Raw genomic sequence first — 18,422 nt, 5'->3', positions numbered from 1 at the left:
GCCAGCCTTGATTGCCCCTCCCCGCACAGGGCGACCCCACCCGGTCGCCCGCATCAAACATCCCCCCGCCAAAAAGCCAGGCTCGACTGAAGCCCATAGTTGCTAATAGCAATTATTATCATTTAAGCTGGCGCGCAAAATCCCCCCCCCTGCACCACTAAAAATAATCAAGGAGCTGCGATGCCTTCTGCACGCGAGCCAGGTTCATGGTTGAAGGCACTTGGCCTTGCCCCCTTAGGATTCGCTTCGATGCTTGCCCCCGCCGCCTTCGCGGCCGAGGAAAAAGGCCAGCTCGAACTGCCCAGCCAAAGCATTACGGCAACTGCCTCAGAAGAAACGGCCGACGGCCCGGTCAAAGGCTATGTTGCCAAGCGCAGTGCAACGGGGGTCAAGACTGACACCCCAATCACTGAGATCCCCCAGTCGATCTCTGTCATCAGCGCCGACCGCATGCGCGATCAGGGCGCACTGACCGTGCAAGACGCATTGCGGTATGTTTCTGGGGTGCGGGCCGAGACCTTCGGGCTCGATAGCCGGGGAGACTGGTCGAAAGTGCGAGGCAGCTCGCCGGCCCTGTTCCTGGATGGTTTACAGCAGAGCTTCGGTACTTACACCAACGTGCGCACCGACCCCTTCACCCTGGAACGCCTTGAAGTGCTCAAGGGCCCCGCGTCGATGCTGTATGGGCAAAGCCCCGTGGGGGGCCTCATCAATCAGGTCAGCAAACGCCCCAAAGCCGAACAGCACACCGAAGTGCAACTGCAGTACGGCAATTACAACCGCAAGCAGGTCGCCGTGGACACCACCGGCTCCCTGAACCCACAAGGCACGCTGCTGTACCGACTGGTGGCGATCCAGCGCGACAGTGACACTCAGGTTGATCATGTCAAAGACAACCGCCAGGTCCTGATGCCATCGCTGACCTGGCGCCCCAACGACGATATCGACTGGACCCTCCTGGCCAACATCCAGCGCGATGACAGCGGCTCCACCACGCAGTTCTTCCCACACAAAGGTACCGTCTGGAACGCGCCATATGGCCGGATCCACAGCAACCGGTTCGCCAGCGAGCCAGGCTTTGACGAATACGACAGTGACCAGACAGCGCTGACGTCGCAATTTTCGTGGCATCTGAACGATACGTGGACCCTGCGCCAAAACCTGCGCTGGCAAAAAAGCAAAGTCAGCTACCAATCGATTTACTCGGTATTTGCCAAAAACCCACCGTTCAAGCCCGATAACCAGACCCTCGACCGCGTCTATTACGTTTCCAAACCCGAGGTCAAAGTGTGGGTCGCCGACCAAAACGCCGAGGCTCGATTTGACACCGGCCCGCTCCAACACACCCTGTTGCTGGGAGGCGATTACCAGCATGCCGTCTCCAACCGGGACGGCGCCAGCGGCAACGCAACACCACTGAACGTGTACGAACCGGTGTATGGCACCTTTGATCCCTCTGTCATTCGCCTCACCGCAGACCCGGAACAACGGGTCATGCAAAAAGGGCTGTATGCCCAGGACCAGATCAAATACGAGCAGTGGTTGTTGACCCTGGGCCTGCGCAAGGACTGGTCCGCCAGCCAGACCCAAGGCAGCGCCCGACAAAAGGACGACAAGCTGACCGGCCGCGCGGGCCTGACCTATCTGTTCGACAACGGCATAGCGCCCTACTTGAGCTACAGCGAATCATTCCAGCCCCAAATCGGCCTCAACCGGCGAACGCTGGAGCCCTACGTACCGCTCAAGGGCAAACAATGGGAGCTGGGCGTGAAATATCAGCCGGTTGGCAGCAACAGTCTCTACACCGCAGCGGTGTATGACATTCGCGAGCAGAACCGGCGCATGCCCGACCCCCTGGATGCGATGAACACCCTGCAAAGTGGTGAAACCCGTGCCCGTGGGCTGGAGCTCGAAGCCCTGGTGACAGTCACGCCCGCCTGGGACCTGATTGGCACCTACAGCTACACCGACACCACCGTCATCAAGGGCTCGCCCGCCGAGCAAGGCAAACGCCTGGCCAGCGTTCCAGAGAACATGGCCTCGGTATGGAGCCAGCACCGATTCAGCATCGGCGACATTTCCGGGTTCAGCGTCGGTGCAGGCATTCGCTATGTAGGAACCAGCTGGGATGGGGCCGACCGGCTGAAAACACCGTCTTCCACCCTGGTGGACGCGATGCTCGGGTATCGCTACCAGAACTGGAACCTGAGCCTCAACGCGACCAACCTAGAAGACAAGACCTACTACACCACATGCCTGGCACGAGGTGACTGCTTCATCGGCAACCGTCGTACGCTCGTCGGTACACTGGCCTACAACTTTTGATCGAGCTGTAAGGCCACGACACTGCGGCGGCTGATCACGGCACCCGGAACACCAACAACGGGTTGTCATTGAGTCGCCCATTGAACGCTGGGGCCAGGTGCTCCAGCGGCGTGGCCTGCAGCAGTTCGGTTTCCTTGCGCGCGACGATGACCCAGGACGAACGCGGCAGCGCGTTCAGTTGCGCAAGGTCGTCACGCCCGACAAACAGCGGCTGCTCGTCATGGCCCAGGTTCATGATGTAGCGAATGGCCCAGGTGTCCTTGCCGAGGTTGAGAAACACCAACGGTCCGGGGTGCTCGGCCCGCAGGTTTTCCACCGCACCCACAAAGTTTTTGGTGTCGAATTGCAGATCCTTGGCCGGCTCCACGACCGTCACCAGTACCAGCCATTGAGTGGCCAGCGCGATCAGGCTGAGCGTCACCAGTCGCGGCCCCACACGGCCGTGCAAACGACGCCAGGCAGCCACCGCCGCCAGTTGCAGGACGACCAGCAGCGCAATCAATCCCGGCACTGAAACATCAGGCCAGTAACCGTGCTTGCTCCACAGCTGCCGGCAGACCAGGACCACGACAAGCCCCAGCAGCGGCAGGACCGCCACCAGCCACTCATAACCCCGACGCACCCCAAGCAACCAGCCCCGGGCCTGTAGCAGCCCGTAGGCCGCCACCGCGGCAAACATCGGGACCATCGGCAGGATGTAGTAGGCGCGCTTGAAGTTCGGCACCGATAACCCCAGCAGGATCATCAGGCCACAGCCGCCCAGGCGCAGCATCAGCCGCACATCGGCATCTTCATTGCGCGCCGACCAGGTGTGGCGCAGGGCAATCAACGTCGCCAGCGCCAGCGGGATCACCGGGAAATAGCGATACAGGCTCAGCTTGAAGTAGAAGTAGAACGGTTCGCCGCTTTCATCCAGGCGGCCGGCCACCTGCATCTTCATCACCTCATCGGCAAAAGCATCACCCCCGGTGATCCGCGCCAGCTTCAGCAACACCCACCAACAGGCAAGGAGTAGGACCAGGCCGATCACGCCGTGGGCAATCACCTTTTTCAGCAAGCCAATCTTCTCTTCCCGCGAGCGGGCAGGCCCCAGCGCCCAATACACGCAGGCAACACCACAGACCTCGATCAACCCCAAAGGGCCACGAATGGCAAATGCCGCCACAAACAGGGGAAAGATTGCGTATTGGCGCAGCCGCGAGCCCAGGCGCTCGCCGGTGTGCAGCAGGTAGAAACAGCCCAGGCACAGCAGGGAGACCATCTGGTCCAGGCAGACTGAACGCGACTTCTCCAGCAATTGCGCGGTCAAGGCCGTCAGCACTACCGTCAGCAACGCCCAGGCCCGCCCGGAGGGCACCAGCAAACGGTAGACCAGGGCCATGACCCCGGCCGACGCCAGGGCGGTGGGCAGCACGTTAGCCAGGTCGTTAGGCGCACCGAACAACCGGGCAAAGAGCAGGCTGAAATAAGTCGCCGTCCCTGGGTAATCCGGGTAAGGCTCACCGTAGGTGGTAGGGAAAAGGCTCGCGCCGTGGCGGAACATCTCCTGCATGAACACCGCCCAACGCCCGTCAAACCCTTGCGGCTGTTGATCCCAGATGCCCAGGGTAAATAACAACAAGGCCACCAGGAAAACACCCAGGGCCTCCACACGAAAACGGTTGCGGTGTTCCATGGTTTAACCTGCCAGGGCGGGGGAGATGCTGGCGTATATTGCCGGCAGCACGCCTGAATCGCGCCTGAACCAAACGCAACATTGCGATGGCACAGACAACAACTCACTGTAGGCGCTGGCTTGCCAGCAAAAAATCGTCAACGATCACTAAAGTTCTGGCTCACTCCCCCTATCCACAGCGCATGGATCAAGGCCTTTCATGAACCTGCCCACCCGCCCTCACCCCGAGACATTCCGCGAGCCCGCCGCCGACCACTACCCCATCGGCGGTTTCACCTGGCGCCATATCCGCCGCGACATCGAGCGCCCAGTGGTGATCATCAACGCCGCCACCTCGGTACGCTGCCGTCACTATTCGCGCTTTGCCGCGTACTTGTTTGCCAATGGCATGGACGTCATCACCTACGACTATCGCGGTATCGGCGAGTCGCGTAGTGGCTCATTGCGCGGGTTCAAGGCCTCGTGGTCAGACTGGGGCCGGCTGGATTTCGAGGCCATCGTGCAACGGGCGCAGCGCGAGTTTGCCGGGCAGCCCATTGATGTGGTCGGCCACAGCTTTGGCGGCTGCGCGGCCGGGCTCGGGGCGTCGGGGGCGGCGATCAGGCGCTTGGTCACCGTAGGGGCGCAGTTCGCCTACTGGCGCGACTATCAAGCGGACGGGCGCTGGCGGATGTTTGCCAAATGGCACCTGGTGATGCCCCTGGTGACCGCCGTCTGCGGGTATTTCCCGGGCAAGCGCCTGGGCTGGCTGGAAGACACGCCCGCCGGGGTGGTGCGCGACTGGAGCACGCCCACGCCTACCTACGAGACACGTCCCAGCGGGCGGGCCTTGGGCGTGTTGCCCTTTGCCCGGGTGCAGGCACAGATCCTGGCGATCAGCATCAGCGACGACCCGTTTGGCACCGTGCCCGCCATCGAGCGCCTGCTGAACTACTTCCAGGCCAGCGAGCGCACGCACCTGCGCATCGCGCCCATGGATATTGGCGAAGAGGTCATCGGGCATTTCGCGTTTTTCCGCAGTGAATATCAGGATCGGTTGTGGCCGATTGCACTGGCCTGGTTGCAGCATGGCCAGTTGCCGGCCGACACACCGGGGTCACGGCTGTAGAAACCCTTGGGATTTCGCCAGACCTGCGCTTCAATACGCCACCCAGATCCTGAACCAAGGACGTGAGCCCATGGCTTCGCCAGACAAGCAGCAAAAACGTGCCCAGCGGGCAAAAGCCAAGGCCAAGCAGAACCGCACCCAGCGCGCCAATGCGCCCAAGCAGGATGCGTTTGCAGGTGACGACGAGCGTATTGACCTTGAGTCGGTGGACTTGACCGAACTGTTCGTGCAAATGCGCACGGCCGGCGAGACCAGCCAGCAGGCGCTGTGTGCGGCATTCCTGGCGCACCCGTTGCTGGCACTGGTGCTGGAGCAGGAAGGCGAAGAAAACGCCACGGACTTTATCCTGGCGGCGCTGATCGAGTACCGGCAGTGGTCCACCGACAGCGATGATGAAGCGGCGGCGTTGGCGTGGATTGAATCGCCAGAGTTCCAGGCGGACTACGTGGCGGCATCCCAGGCGCTGACTAGCGCGCAGGATTGATACAACACCAATGTGGGAGCGGGCTTGCTCGCGAAGACGTCGGCCCAGCCAACATTGATGTTGACTGACCCACCGCTTTCGCGAGCAAGCCCGCTCCCACAGTGCTTTGTGGCGCTAGACAGCAAGCATTTCAACTCATCAGTTGAGTACCGCAGCCCCCAACTTCTGGGCCCGGCGCCGACTTGCCACCAGCAACCCCGCCAACACCACCAGCAGGCTCAACACACCGGTCGCGATAATCTCCACCCGATGCGCTTCCTGGAACAGCATGATGGTCAACGCGCCGACGATAAACACGATCACCGCGTAAGTCAGGCCGGGGAACAACCACATCTTGAAGGCAATCTTCTCGCCCGCCGCAGTACGTTTCTGCCGCATGCGCAGTTGCGACACGGCAATCACCAGGTACACCAGCAGCGCAATCGCGCCGGAGCTGGCCAGCAGGAATTCAAACACCGCCGCCGGCGCCACGTAGTTGGCAAATACCGCGAGGAACGCCGCGCCGGTAGACAGCATCACCGCCCAGTAAGGCGTGCCGCTCTTGTTGGTGCGCTTGGCTACCGCCGGTGCATCACCACGACGCCCCAGGGAAAACAGCATGCGCGACGCGGTGTACAGCGCCGAGTTCAAGCAACTGGTCACGGCGACCAACACCACCAGGTCGACGATCAGCTTGGCATTCGGGATGCCCATGCGTTCCAGCACCGTCTGGTAGGAACCGACGGCAGCCAGGGTCGGATCGTTCCACGGCACCAGGGCCACAACGATGAAGATCGACACCAGGTAGAACAAGCCGATCCGCCAGATCACCGAGTTGGTGGCCTTGGTGATCTGCTGGCCAGGGTTCTTCGATTCTGCGGCCGCGATGGTCACGATCTCGGTGCCCATGAACGAGAACATGGTGGTCAAAATCGCCGCCAGCACCGCGCCCATGCCGTTGGGCAAAAAGCCTTGGGTGTCGAACAGGTGCGAAACACCGCTGACCTGACTGCCCGGCAGCAAGCCGAAAATCGCCAGCACGCCGAGGATCACAAAGCCGATGATCGCCACCACCTTGATCAGGGCAAACCAGAACTCGAACTCGCCGTAGTTCTTCACGCTGAACAGGTTGGTCGCGGTCAGCAGCAGGGTGATGACCAGGGTGAAAGCCCAGATCGCCACGTCGGGGAACCAGGCATGCAGGATAGTTGCGGCGGCGTTGGCTTCCAGGGGAATCACCAGCACCCAGAACCACCAATACAGCCAGCCGATGGTAAAGCCGGCCCAATGGCCGATAGCCCGGTCGGCGTAAGTGGAAAATGAGCCAGTGTCTGGCGAGGCAACGGCCATCTCGGCCAGCATGCGCATCACCAGCACCACCAACGTACCGGCTGCGGCATAAGCCAACAGCACGGCGGGCCCGGCTGCCGCAATCGCGTGGCCGGAGCCGACAAACAAACCAGCGCCGATCACACCGGCAATCGACAACATGGTGACATGCCGCGGTTTGAGCCCCTGTTCGAGGTCATTGGAGCTTTGCGTACTACTCATTGACACACCTTTGCGAGGAATTGCGTATACGGTCCACCCGGCCTGCCGCCTCTTCGTGAAAAGAAACAAACGGGGCGTTCTTTATTTTTTACGCAAGATTTGCGCCAAAATGTTACAAAGCCAAGGTCGACGCGGCCTGTAGGACAATCCCTCAGCACTCGCAAGCCATTGAGATTGCTGGCAATCCGCCACAACGTTACCGGTCGACTCACCTCCAGGACGAATGAGCGCACCAAAAACACACACAAAAAGTAAGTGACGCCCAATTAAAGGGCCGATAGGCACCGTTTACCCGTTTAACCCTTCCAACACCCGGCCAAAGCTGGCACCATCGCGCCCTTTTTTACGCGACTGCCACGGGTTTATCGGTTAAAACGGCTGTTCGGTTGTTGATGGCGCGACACGCTACTGTGCCGATGCGACAACCTGTCACACACCGTCTGTTTAACGCCCGTGGCGCTGTTGGCTGTCATCCGGACGCTATGCTAGCTTGGCGCCACGCCAGGAAGGCGACCCAACAGCAGGAACGCAATGAACACAATGAGGACCGCACATGGCTTTGGCCGCGCCCGCGCTTGAAATCCGCAACTTGCATAAACGCTATGGTGAGCTGGAGGTGCTTAAAGGCATCTCGCTGACCGCTCGCGACGGCGATGTGATCTCGATCCTGGGTTCGTCCGGTTCCGGCAAGTCCACCTTCCTGCGCTGCATCAACCTGCTGGAAAACCCGCACCAGGGCCAGATCCTGGTGGCCGGCGAAGAGCTCAAGCTCAAGGCCGCGAAAAACGGCGAGCTGATGGCCGCCGACGGCAAGCAGATCAATCGCCTGCGCAGCGAAATCGGTTTTGTCTTCCAGAACTTCAACCTCTGGCCGCACATGAGCATCCTCGACAACATCATCGAGGCCCCACGCCGCGTGCTCGGCCAAAGCAAAGCCGAGGCCATCGAAGTGGCCGAAGCGCTGCTGGCCAAGGTCGGCATTGGCGACAAGCGCCACGCCTACCCGGCGCAATTGTCTGGCGGCCAGCAGCAACGCGCCGCCATCGCCCGCACCCTGGCGATGCAACCTAAAGTCATTCTGTTCGATGAGCCCACTTCGGCACTTGACCCGGAAATGGTTCAGGAAGTACTTAATGTGATCCGCGCGCTGGCCGAAGAAGGCCGCACCATGCTGCTGGTCACCCACGAAATGGGCTTTGCCCGCCAAGTGTCCAGCGAAGTGGTGTTCCTCCACCAGGGTCTGGTCGAAGAGCAAGGATCGCCACAGCAGGTGTTTGACAACCCGCTTTCGGCGCGCTGCAAACAATTCATGTCCAGCAACCGCTAACGGAGCAACATGCATGCAGAACTATAAAAAATTCCTCCTGGCCGCCGCCGTTTCCATGGCATTCAGCGCCACGGCCATGGCCGAGACTTTGAAAATGGGGATCGAGGCGGCTTACCCGCCCTTCAACAATAAAGACGCCAGCGGCAACGTTGTCGGCTTCGACAAAGACATCGGCGACGCCCTGTGCGCCAAGATGAAAGTCGAATGCAGCGTAGTCACTTCCGACTGGGATGGCATCATCCCGGCCCTGAACGCCAAGAAGTTCGACTTCCTGGTGTCGTCGCTGTCGATCACCGACGAGCGCAAGCAAGCCGTTGACTTCACCGACCCGTACTACTCCAACAAGCTGCAATTCATCGCGGCCAAATCCATCAAGGACTTCAAGACCGACGCCGACTACCTCAAGGGCAAGATCATCGGTGCCCAGCGTGCGACATTGGCCGGTACCTACCTGGAAGACAAACTGCCAGACACCACCGCCAAGCTCTATGACACCCAGGAAAACGCCTACCTCGACCTGACGTCCGGCCGCCTGGACGGGATGCTCGCCGACAAGTACGTGCAATACGAGTGGCTCAAGAGCAAAGACGGTTCGGCCTACGAGTTCAAGGGCGATCCGGTTGTAGAAAGCGACAAGATCGGCATCGCCGTGCGTAAAGGCGACCCGCTGCGCGAGCGCCTGAACAAAGCCCTGGCGGAAATCAAGGCCGACGGCACCTACAAGAAGATCAACGACAAGTACTTCCCTTTCAGCATCGAATGATCCTGATTGGCCAGACCGGCGCGCTCCGTTGAGCGCGCCGGTTTTTCGCAAGCCTTGCGCGATATGAAAAAACCATGAATTTCGATCTCTACGGATTCGGCCCCGCACTCGCTGCCGGCGCGCTGATGACCGTCAAACTGGCACTCACGGCGTTATGCCTGGGGCTGGTGCTCGGCCTGGCCGGCGCCTTGGCCAAGACTTCCCCGTACAAGTTCCTGCAATGGCTTGGCGGCGCTTACTCGACCATTGTCCGGGGCATTCCCGAACTGCTGTGGGTGCTGCTGATTTATTTCGGCACGGTCAATATGATGCGGGCCCTCGGGGAGTTTTTCGGTAACCCCGACCTGTCGCTCAGCGCCTTCGCTGCCGGCGTGATTGCCCTGGGCCTGTGCTTTGGCGCCTATGCCACCGAAGTGTTCCGTGGCGCGATCCTGGCGATCCCCAAGGGCCACCGTGAAGCGGGCATTGCCCTGGGCCTGTCGAAGCTGCGTATCTTCACCCGGTTGATCATGCCGCAGATGTGGCGCATCGCCCTGCCGGGCCTGGGCAACCTGTTCATGATCCTGATGAAGGACACCGCACTGGTCTCGGTGATCGGCCTGGAAGAAATCATGCGCCACGCGCAAATCGGCGTGACCGTCACCAAGCAGCCGTTCACCTTCTTCATGGTCGCAGCCTTCATGTACCTGGGCCTTACCGTCCTGGCCATGGCCGGCATGTACTTCCTGGAAAAACGCGCCGCTCGCGGCTTTGCGAGGAGCACGCAATGAACGGCGACTATAGCTGGCTGGCGCATTTCGACCTGGGCCTGAACTGGGCCGTGATCATCAAGTGGCTGCCACGACTGGCCCAGGGCGCGACCCTGACCCTGGAACTGGTGGCCATCGCGGTGATCGCCGGGCTGTTGCTGGCGATCCCCCTGGGCATCGCCCGTTCTTCGCGACTGTGGTACGTGCGCACCCTGCCTTACTGCTACATCTTCTTCTTCCGTGGCACGCCGCTGCTGGTGCAGCTGTTTTTGGTCTACTACGGCCTGGCGCAGTTCGACGCCGTGCGCGAAAGCGCCCTGTGGCCCTACCTGCGGGACCCATTCTGGTGCGCCACCGTCACCATGACCCTGCACACCGCCGCCTACATCGCCGAGATCCTGCGCGGCGCGATCCAGGCCATCCCGCCCGGTGAAATCGAAGCGGCGCGGGCGCTGGGCATGTCCAAGCCCAAGGCACTGTTCTATATCATCCTGCCGCGCGCCGCGCGCATCGGCCTGCCGGCCTACAGCAACGAAGTGATCCTGATGCTCAAGGCCAGCGCCCTGGCCAGTACCGTGACCTTGCTGGAGTTGACCGGCATGGCCCGCACCATCATTGCCCGCACCTACCTGCCGGTGGAGATCTTCTTTGCCGCCGGCATGTTCTACCTGCTGATGGCCTATGTGCTGGTGCGCGGCTTCAAGCTGCTGGAACGCTGGTTGCGGGTCGATGCCTGCCAAGGACGCTAACAGCGGGTTGACGGGCGAGCGACTGCTGGCCCGTTTTCTCGCACTGGATGCGTTCCTCACCGAACATCAAGGGCTGTGGCGACCACGGCCCTTCACCCATCTGCAATTGCCTTGGGAAGCCCAGCATCCAGCGCTGGCCCAATGGCTGCGCCAGCGCTCGCTGGCAGAGGCCGAAAGCAGCCATAACCTGCCCACCGAACTACAAGCCCCGGCGCCGTTTCCCCAATGGGCGCAGCTGGCAGCGCGTCTCAGTGCTGTGGATAAGTTACCGTCGAGCGCGCTGCATGCGCCGTCGTCGCGCCTGAATGTGGATGTACCGGGGCGCAAATGGCAGCAGATCGAGGCGTTTGGCGCCGCCTTGCAGTTTGCCGGGCGCCCCACCCATTGGCTCGATTGGTGCGCCGGCAAAGGCCACCTTGGCCGGCGGCTGCTGCAACCGGGGCAAAGCCTGACCTGCCTGGAGTACGATCCGGCGCTGATCGGCGCAGGCCAAATCCTCAGCGACCGTCATCAAATGCCCGCCCGCCACCTCCAGCAAGATGTGATGGCTGAAAGCGCTGTGCAGCAACTCACCGATAAACACACCCCGGTGGCCCTGCATGCCTGTGGCGATCTGCACGTACGCCTGCTGCAACTGGCCAGCGCCGCCGGCTGCCAGCAACTGGCCGTGGCGCCCTGCTGTTACAACCGCATCAGTAGCGAGCAGTACCAGGCGCTGTCGACCCCGGCTCGTGCTTCGGCGCTGCGTTTGTCGCGCGAAGACCTGGGCCTGCCCCTGAGCGAAACCGTCACCGCAGGCTTGCGGGTGCGCCTGCAACGCGACACCTCCATGGCCCGGCGCCTGGGTTTCGATCAGTTGCAGCGGCAAATGCGCGGGTGTGACGAGTACCTGCCCACGCCTTCGTTGCCCAGCGAATGGCTGCACCGGCCCTTCGCTGATTACTGCCAACACCTGGCGGCGCTCAAGGGTTTATCCACAGGGCAGCAGGATTGGGCAACCCTGGAACAGCACGGCTGGCAACGCCTGGCCCATGTACGAAACCTGGAACTGGTACGTGGCCTATTTCGCCGCCCGCTGGAATTGTGGCTGGTGCTGGATCGGGCATTGTTCCTGCAAGAAAACGGCTACAAGGCTCTAGTCGGTCGCTTCTGCGAATCGTGCCTGACACCGCGCAACCTGATGGTGCTCGCCGAGCGCGATCAAAGGGCAGCAAGCCCTGTGGATAACTCTGTTGATGAAATTCTGTAGGACGCCGTAAAAGCGGGCGCCATAGGCCAAAATCCTGACTGATCATTTTTTGTTCATAAAATAAAACGCACGAAAAACAGGCAGTTGCAGCGTAATGAGAACAGCTCCACAAAATGACTGTTTCAACACCTGTCCGACCAACAGATTGTGCATAAGCATCTGCGGTTAACCGTATAAGGCGTGGGTCAGGGCGCGTTTGGCGGGCTATCCAGCAACTGGCACAGCCCATGGATATCGTCACAGGCCAGGCTCACCGCCTCGTTATCCAGGGGGTCCTCGCCAAAGGCCAGCGCCTCGCTGATCTGCGGGTCGCGATGGATCACCTCCAGGCCATCCTCCCCAAGGCGTTGCTTGAATACGTCCAGCATATCCAGGCTGAAGGCACTGCCCTCATCCAACTGGTTGACGAACACATGGCAACGCGGTGCCGACGGGCGCGCAAGATACGGCGCCAGCAACCGCTGCATCTGCTCCAGCGCACCCAGCGACGCCGCGTCCGCCAGGGCCACCACCACCACCCTGTCGGCGACGTGCAATGCCTGGTGCAGGTAGACGTTATTGCCGGCGGGGGTGTCGATGATGACCGTGGCCTGCTCACTCAAGCCCAGACGCGACAAGTGCTGCGCCAGCCACTGCGGGTCCTGCTTGAGCCAGCGTTGCAGGTCTTCCTGCTGTTGCAGGTCGGTCTCGCCAAAGACCACTACCCGACAGCCACAAAAGCCGGGTTGGGCGATCGGCCCCCAGGGTTGCTTGCACAGGCTGGCACGCCCGATTCCCGGGGTGTCGTGGGGCAGGCCAAAGTGCAGGTGCAGGGCGTTTTGTGGGTCCAGTTCCAGCACCGTCACTGCGCGCCCCAGGCGTTGCAGGCCACTGCCCAATGCCGTCGCCAGGGTGCTGCGCCCTACGCCGCCATTGCCCGACACCAACGCCACAACCTGCGCGCGACAGGCCGGCATGGCGGTTGGTTGGGGTTGCTCAATGGAGGAAGGCGCATCGTCGATGGGGGTATCTTCGAAGAACTGCAGCGTCGACGTCACCGGGTGATCATGACTGGCAAGATTCTTGGCAAAACGTTCGTCGGCATGGCTCACAGACCACCCTCCTTTGTCACGGCACCTCTTTTAGGACATGGGTGCACTTGTTGTTCAAGCAGTGTGTGACAGGAGTAGGTGAGTGTCATTATTTTGGTGTTTTTTAGCGAAGCAATTTCGACGAGCGGTTAAAAGTCAATTTAATGACAATCCTTTATCCGCTCCCACTGCTGCGCAACCTGCTCGGCACTGGAGGCCCCGACCCGCGCCAGGTCAACGGGATAATCCACCCCCGGATTCTCGACAAACCGCGTCGCGGTAAATTGACCATTGCTGGCGCGCAGAACATAGCCGGTGTCCTGGCAGCGCTCCGACGCCAGAAACACCACCCCCGGCGCTACCCACTCTGGCTTGAGATTGCCCGGCTCACCCTCAACGCCCCACATGCGCGTCTTGGCCACCGGCGACACCGCATTCACCAGAATCCCGGCGTTTGCGCCTTCCATACTCAACGCATTCATGATGCCCAACTGCGCCATCTTCCCCGCCGCATAGGCCACCAGCCCGGGCTGGGCATATTGCTGGTACATCGCCCGATCAGACGACGTCAGCACCACCCGCGCGGCAGTGGATCGCTTGAGGTATTGCCAGGCATGTTTGCATAGCCAGATGGGCGCATAGACCTTGATATCCAGCGCACGCCCGATAAACGCCGCGTCCGCCTCCTCAATGGATTGATAACCCACCCAGCCGGCGTTATGAATCAGGATGTCGAGCTGCCCAAACGCCGCGATGGCCGTCTCGACCAACTGCCGACAGCCTTGCTCGCTGGACAAATCCCCCTGATGAGCAACCGCGCTCAAACCCTCGGCCTCAAGGCGGCGTGCCGCGTCCAGGGCGATGGAGGCATCGCTTCCCGAACCGAGGTTATCGGCGCCGATATCACTGATCACCACATTGGCCCCGCGCTGGGCCAGCGCTTGTGCGTAGACAAAACCCAAACCACGGCCAGCGCCGGTGATAACGGCGGTTTTTCCTGCGAAGTTCATTGGCTTTTCCTCATTGAGTGCCCCCTCAACTTAGCAATGAACAACGGCGTTGTTTAATACTGATCAAGGGGCGGTTTGATACCTTCTGCGTATCAAGCCTCAGGCCTCGCCATCGGCCCTCATCACCCTTTGTGAAACCGCTGGAGCGTGCGACTGCCAGCGAAAAAACCACGCACTGAAAAATAGTCAGAATTCAGGGGTTTACAGAACCTTTCCAATCGCTATAATCGTCGCCCTAACACGCCGGTATAGCTCAGTTGGTAGAGCAACTGACTTGTAATCAGTAGGTCCCGGGTTCGACTCCTGGTGCCGGCACCATTTAAAACAAGGGCTTGCAGCGATGCAGGCCCTTTGTTTTTAAGCGACGTAACAAGCGCTCCCGTGGCCATCAAAAGGCACAGAACGGGTTGCTCTCAGCTCAGTAGCTGGGGGGTGAAAGTGGAAGTGTCGCGGTGTGATAGGCCGAATGTTTAGAGCCTGTGCGATGTGTACGCGTATGACCAAACACCCCTTATGCGAAGCGAAAAAAAATTAAGGTTGACCCCTTAAAAGCCTGTCAGATTTGTCAGATTTATATTCATCTACTCTGTAACCCTTGTATTTCAAGCCTTTCAGCGTTTTGCATCACTGTCAGAAAGCTGTCAGCGAACTGTCAAAACCTGACAAAACAGGGCAGGTGATATCCGCCGGTGAGTTCAGGGAATTGTCGTTCTACGCTGCGCTTGATTGCGTCGGCCATCGGAAGGCCATCTGATTATCGACGAGGGCCACACTGGTGATGCGCTCGCCGTGGTTGATCGTTGCACCTGGTCGCAACCCGGGAAGGGCCGCAATCATTGCGCTCTAGTTGCCCGGGTAGTCGTCGAACAGTTCCGCCGGCAGCTGCAACGGCGGGCGAACGCCAAAGAAGCTGTCAGCCCAACTGCCCACGAACACCTCCCCATCACCCTGCTGCTGCCAGATGAAGTCGGGGATGTTGAATACCCAGGCCAGGCTGTAGAAGAACGGCGCCTTGACCCCGGCGTAGGGCTTGTCTGGCACGCGAAAGCGCAGGCCGGTGTGCTGACTGATCTCGACCAGGATGGCGCGCAGATCAACGTGGCGCAGGTTTAGCGGCAGCGGGTTGGCCAGGATTGCCGCCAGTTCGCGGCAGAACAGCACCTGCAGGGTGCTGCTGGCCGTGGTGGAGCGTTCGACGTAGCCAATGAAGTGACGCTGCAGCGTGCTGTCGTTGTAGCCGATATCGAGCGTCACCAACCCTTTGACCGGCGCTGTAGCCTATCCCCTCGAGCGCCCACAACCCGCTGTAACTAGGCCTGATCGGCGCCCAAAACTCTGTATCAGGCGCCGCCAGAATCTAGCCTCCTGCTCTACACCGTTCTCTATTGAGGCGACGACAAATTGATACGTCACCATTACGTAACGCCGACAAATGAGTCTCTCCACTTAACAAAGTCACCGTGATTTGCATAAAAAGTGCCATCGACAAAATAGGCGCCCGAGTTGATATTATCAGGACAGCTCATAAGCAATACAATTCCACTTTCATTCAACATAAGTACTTCACCCCCGATCCACACACCAACTTTACTCCCGATCAGACCAGAGATGTATTGCAAAGTATTATTGGAGTCATTACTCTTGAACACTTCCCAATTGACTATTTCGCCATCCCGATTTATCACCTCATACTTACCCCCCCCACCAAACTTACCCGTCTGGACTTCTTTTACCATAGAAGAAAAAACCGCTCCTTCAGCGTCCCTGAAAACCTTGTCAATCTTACCTATGATCCCCAACGATTTGAGATTGTTATTCGCCTTGTTGTATGTATCCAGTAGGCTATACCTTCCAACACCGAGATAAATATGCAAAACCGCTACAGAGCCCATAAGAGACGCCTCCGTTCAAACAAATGAAATTGAAAAATAATCCAATATCAGGCCCACTACTACTGTCAGATCTAACAGGTACAAATACAATTTCACGATATACGTTATTCCCCTTAGCAATAACTTACTGCGACTGGTTTCGAGTTCGTTTCAAGCAAAAATGACCAAAAACCACCTCAAGCTAGATATTTTTCAAAAAAATAAAATCATGCCAATTAGGCATTACTTCGCAAGACCAGATAGCAACCGCGTAAAAAATATCTACCATCAAAACGATCACACTCATACAAACGCTTAAAAATTAAATAGTATAAAACCCATTAACAGATCTGCCCCCGTTATGCGTTACTCCTTAGCTAACCGAAGCTGTTCCGCGTCAATGTCGGATTCGCTATTCGCCCCCCTTGAACGCAGCCAAAGTGTTATCGCTTGAAGACGCCATGAATCCAAATCTACTTAAAGACTCCATGCCACACATCGGTCACGACGCAATGCAGTATTAAGCTGTAGAAGCAACTACCTGATCGGCCGTATCTCATTATTCATATACACCCGATCAATCTTCTCCAAATCCCCAAACCTCGCTGCATTCTCGGGCATGCACCCCGCCAGCTCCGGGTTCATGCGCCAAGCCGCAATCACGTCGTTGCGAGTGATGTTCTTGAAGCGAGTCAGCGTTCCTATAGAGAAGCTCGAACAAGGCTGGCGGCCCGAGGAGGAACCCTACGGGACGATAACGGGAAGCCACGATGCAAACATAATCAGTAGGTCACGGGTTCGACTCCTCGTGCCGCACCATACAAAACAAAGCCCCCACAGAAATGTGGGGGCTTTGTTGTTTCTGGGGTTCGGGTTTGTGCCCCCCACAAAATGTCCACACCTTTCCCTCCCTGGCGCAGAAAAGTCTCTTGCATAAAAATCATGCCATCACGACAATGAGAGCGATTACCATTTACGCATCGGTGGCACGCTCATGTCAGCGCTTGATCAATCAGCTCTTCATCAGCTGTATAGCGAACACAACAGCTGGCTGAAAGGCTGGTTGCGAGTCCGCCTGGGCAATGCCGCCGATGCTTCGGACCTGGCTCAGGACACGTTTGTGCGGGTCATGACGGCCCGCAATGACGCGCCGATCCGCGAGCCTCGAGGTTATCTCAGTGCCATTGCGCGTTCTCTTCTGATCGATAAGGCCCGCCGCCGCACTATTGAGCAGGCTTATCTGCACGCGCTGGCTCAAAGGCCAGAACCTGTGGATGTCTCACCAGAGATACGGTTGTCGATCATCGAAATGCTGGTTGCCGTCGATAGCCTGCTCGATGAGTTGGGCACCAGGACTCGGGAGATTTTTCTCGCCGTGCAACTGGAAGGGCTGAGTTATGTTGCAGCAGCTGAGCGATTCGAGGTGTCAGTGACGACGGTCAAAAATCACTTGATTCGTGCCATGACCCGTTGCCTGTTGCTGGTCGACAGTTGATGACCTCCTCTCTGGATCTCAAGACGCTCGAGGCTGCGGCTACCTGGTACGTGCAACTCAATGACGGTACGGTCAATGAAGCCAGAACCCAGGCCTGGCAGGCTTGGATAACGTCCGACCCACTGCACTCGCAAGCCTGGGAAAGGGTCGAAACGCTTCAACGGCAATGGGCGTTGATGCCCAGGCGAGCCGCCCTCTCCAGCCTGGACGCAGCGAAGACACAGCGCCGTGATGTTCTGAAACTGCTTGGCATGCTGGTGGCCGCTGGCGGCTGTACTTGGATGGCGGCGGACCAGATACCGTACCGCTCGATGCTCGCTCAACAACGCACCGGGACCCGTGAGCGTCGCACGCTGCAGCTTGACGATGGCTCGCAGTTGGAACTGAATGCCGGCACCGCCCTGGATGTCCGCTTTGACTCAAAACAGCGCGTGATCCAGCTATACAGTGGTGAGATTGAGGTTCAGACCGCCAAAGACCCCGCCCTGCGTCCGTTTATCGTTCAAACCGGCGAGGGCAGCGTACGCGCGCTGGGTACCCGGTTCAGCGTCCGTCAATTGCCTGAGCAAACACTCGTCGGCGTACTGCAATCGGCTGTGCAGGTATGCCCAAGTCAGCATGTCGAGCGGACGCTGCGCCTGGAAGCCGGGCAGCAAGTGGCTTTCAGTCGCGATGAAGTCCACAAGGTGCGCCCATTACCCGCGGGCTCAACTGCGTGGGTCCAGGGGATGTTGAGTGTGGATGACTGGCGCCTGGGAGACTTTATCGAAGAGCTGGGTCGCTATCGTCCAGGCGTATTGCGCTGTGCCGCGTCTGTACGGGGCATGAGTATCTCGGGCGCGTTCCGTATCGATGACACCGATACGGTGTTGGAAAACTTGAGCAAAACCCTACCCGTTAAGGTGAGCTATCTGACCCGGTATTGGGTCAGCATCGAGCCGGCATAATCCCCTGGTGTTGATTCTTGCCCAACGACCTTGCTGATTTTGATTCTCATCCGTCAATGACATAAGCCGC

15 protein-coding genes, 1 tRNA gene and 2 pseudogenes are annotated in these 18,422 nt (G+C 59.2%); 11 read left to right on the top strand and 7 right to left on the bottom strand.

Annotation, left to right across the window (positions count from 1 at the left end):
• Positions 1-249: 249 nt before the first annotated feature.
• Entirely contained in the window at positions 250-2,325 is a 2,076-nt protein-coding gene (locus HBO05_RS09665) for a TonB-dependent siderophore receptor (RefSeq protein WP_169955636.1), read from the top strand.
• Between the two features lie 34 nt (positions 2,326-2,359).
• Here the strand turns inward: HBO05_RS09665 and HBO05_RS09660 are convergent, their stop codons facing one another.
• Positions 2,360-4,000, bottom strand: coding sequence for a glycosyltransferase family 39 protein (locus HBO05_RS09660; protein ID WP_172312480.1), 1,641 nt, complete (start codon positions 3,998-4,000; stop codon positions 2,360-2,362).
• Positions 4,001-4,199: 199 nt separating this feature from the next.
• Here HBO05_RS09660 and HBO05_RS09655 point away from each other — a divergent pair, with 199 nt between their 5' ends.
• Together HBO05_RS09655 and HBO05_RS09650 are read left to right on the top strand one after the other, a co-directional pair.
• Positions 4,200-5,108 carry an alpha/beta fold hydrolase gene (locus HBO05_RS09655; protein WP_172312478.1) on the top strand — a complete coding sequence of 303 codons (909 nt, stop codon included), beginning with the start codon at positions 4,200-4,202 and terminating at the stop codon, positions 5,106-5,108.
• Positions 5,109-5,178: 70 nt separating this feature from the next.
• Positions 5,179-5,592: a hypothetical protein gene (locus HBO05_RS09650; protein ID WP_172312476.1), complete on the top strand. Its 414-nt coding sequence runs from the start codon at positions 5,179-5,181 to the stop codon at positions 5,590-5,592.
• A gap of 138 nt (positions 5,593-5,730) precedes the next feature.
• Here HBO05_RS09650 and gabP read toward each other — a convergent pair whose 3' ends face one another.
• Complete coding sequence (gabP, locus tag HBO05_RS09645) at positions 5,731-7,122, bottom strand: GABA permease (protein WP_057437117.1); 1,392 nt, start codon at positions 7,120-7,122, stop codon at positions 5,731-5,733.
• A 553-nt stretch (positions 7,123-7,675) separates the two neighbouring features.
• On the opposite strand from gabP, the gene HBO05_RS09640 reads away from it, so the two are divergent.
• The 5 genes from HBO05_RS09640 (at position 7,676) to HBO05_RS09620 (ending at position 11,959) form a co-directional block, all read left to right on the top strand.
• Positions 7,676-8,449: an ABC transporter ATP-binding protein gene (locus HBO05_RS09640; RefSeq protein ID WP_057437115.1), complete on the top strand. Its 774-nt coding sequence runs from the start codon at positions 7,676-7,678 to the stop codon at positions 8,447-8,449.
• A 13-nt stretch (positions 8,450-8,462) separates the two neighbouring features.
• On the top strand, positions 8,463-9,212 hold the full coding sequence (locus tag HBO05_RS09635; protein WP_076961641.1) for an ABC transporter substrate-binding protein: 750 nt from the start codon (positions 8,463-8,465) through the stop codon (positions 9,210-9,212).
• A 74-nt stretch (positions 9,213-9,286) separates the two neighbouring features.
• On the top strand, positions 9,287-9,982 hold the full coding sequence (locus HBO05_RS09630; RefSeq protein ID WP_076961640.1) for an ABC transporter permease: 696 nt from the start codon (positions 9,287-9,289) through the stop codon (positions 9,980-9,982).
• 38 nt (positions 9,983-10,020) lie between these two features.
• Positions 10,021-10,710 carry an ABC transporter permease gene (locus HBO05_RS09625; protein ID WP_029295855.1) on the top strand — a complete coding sequence of 230 codons (690 nt, stop codon included), beginning with the start codon at positions 10,021-10,023 and terminating at the stop codon, positions 10,708-10,710.
• On the top strand, positions 10,691-11,959 hold the full coding sequence (locus HBO05_RS09620) for a methyltransferase (RefSeq protein ID WP_172312474.1): 1,269 nt from the start codon (positions 10,691-10,693) through the stop codon (positions 11,957-11,959). Before HBO05_RS09625 ends, HBO05_RS09620 begins: the two co-directional genes overlap by 20 nt.
• Positions 11,960-12,144: 185 nt before the next feature.
• Here HBO05_RS09620 and bcsQ read toward each other — a convergent pair whose 3' ends face one another.
• Together bcsQ and HBO05_RS09610 are read right to left on the bottom strand one after the other, a co-directional pair.
• Complete coding sequence (gene bcsQ, locus HBO05_RS09615; protein WP_346343155.1) at positions 12,145-13,050, bottom strand: cellulose biosynthesis protein BcsQ; 906 nt, start codon at positions 13,048-13,050, stop codon at positions 12,145-12,147.
• 140 nt (positions 13,051-13,190) lie between these two features.
• Positions 13,191-14,039: an SDR family NAD(P)-dependent oxidoreductase gene (locus HBO05_RS09610; RefSeq protein WP_172312472.1), complete on the bottom strand. Its 849-nt coding sequence runs from the start codon at positions 14,037-14,039 to the stop codon at positions 13,191-13,193.
• Between the two features lie 242 nt (positions 14,040-14,281).
• Between HBO05_RS09610 and HBO05_RS09605 the strand changes: the two genes are divergently transcribed.
• Positions 14,282-14,357: transfer RNA gene (locus HBO05_RS09605), tRNA-Thr, on the top strand.
• Positions 14,358-14,750: 393 nt separating this feature from the next.
• Here the strand turns inward: HBO05_RS09605 and HBO05_RS09600 are convergent.
• From HBO05_RS09600 to HBO05_RS29245, 3 genes and pseudogenes are all read right to left on the bottom strand, one after another.
• Positions 14,751-15,425: pseudogene (locus tag HBO05_RS09600) on the bottom strand (hypothetical protein).
• Between the two features lie 29 nt (positions 15,426-15,454).
• Positions 15,455-15,931, bottom strand: a complete 477-nt coding sequence (locus HBO05_RS09595; protein ID WP_172312470.1) for a hypothetical protein — start codon at positions 15,929-15,931, stop codon at positions 15,455-15,457.
• A 519-nt stretch (positions 15,932-16,450) separates the two neighbouring features.
• Positions 16,451-16,606, bottom strand: a pseudogene (locus HBO05_RS29245) (phage portal protein); the annotation flags it as partial.
• 298 nt (positions 16,607-16,904) lie between these two features.
• Here HBO05_RS29245 and HBO05_RS09590 point away from each other — a divergent pair.
• On the top strand, positions 16,905-17,405 hold the full coding sequence (locus HBO05_RS09590) for a sigma-70 family RNA polymerase sigma factor (protein WP_169953863.1): 501 nt from the start codon (positions 16,905-16,907) through the stop codon (positions 17,403-17,405).
• Complete coding sequence (locus tag HBO05_RS09585) at positions 17,405-18,352, top strand: FecR domain-containing protein (protein ID WP_262381090.1); 948 nt, start codon at positions 17,405-17,407, stop codon at positions 18,350-18,352. Before HBO05_RS09590 ends, HBO05_RS09585 begins: the two co-directional genes overlap by 1 nt.
• Positions 18,353-18,422: the final 70 nt, after the last annotated feature.

It is taken from the genome of Pseudomonas sp. WS 5079 (assembly GCF_012985465.1).
Taxonomy (GTDB): Bacteria; Pseudomonadota; Gammaproteobacteria; order Pseudomonadales; family Pseudomonadaceae; genus Aquipseudomonas.
This window is presented reverse-complemented; position numbering and strand designations above follow the sequence as displayed.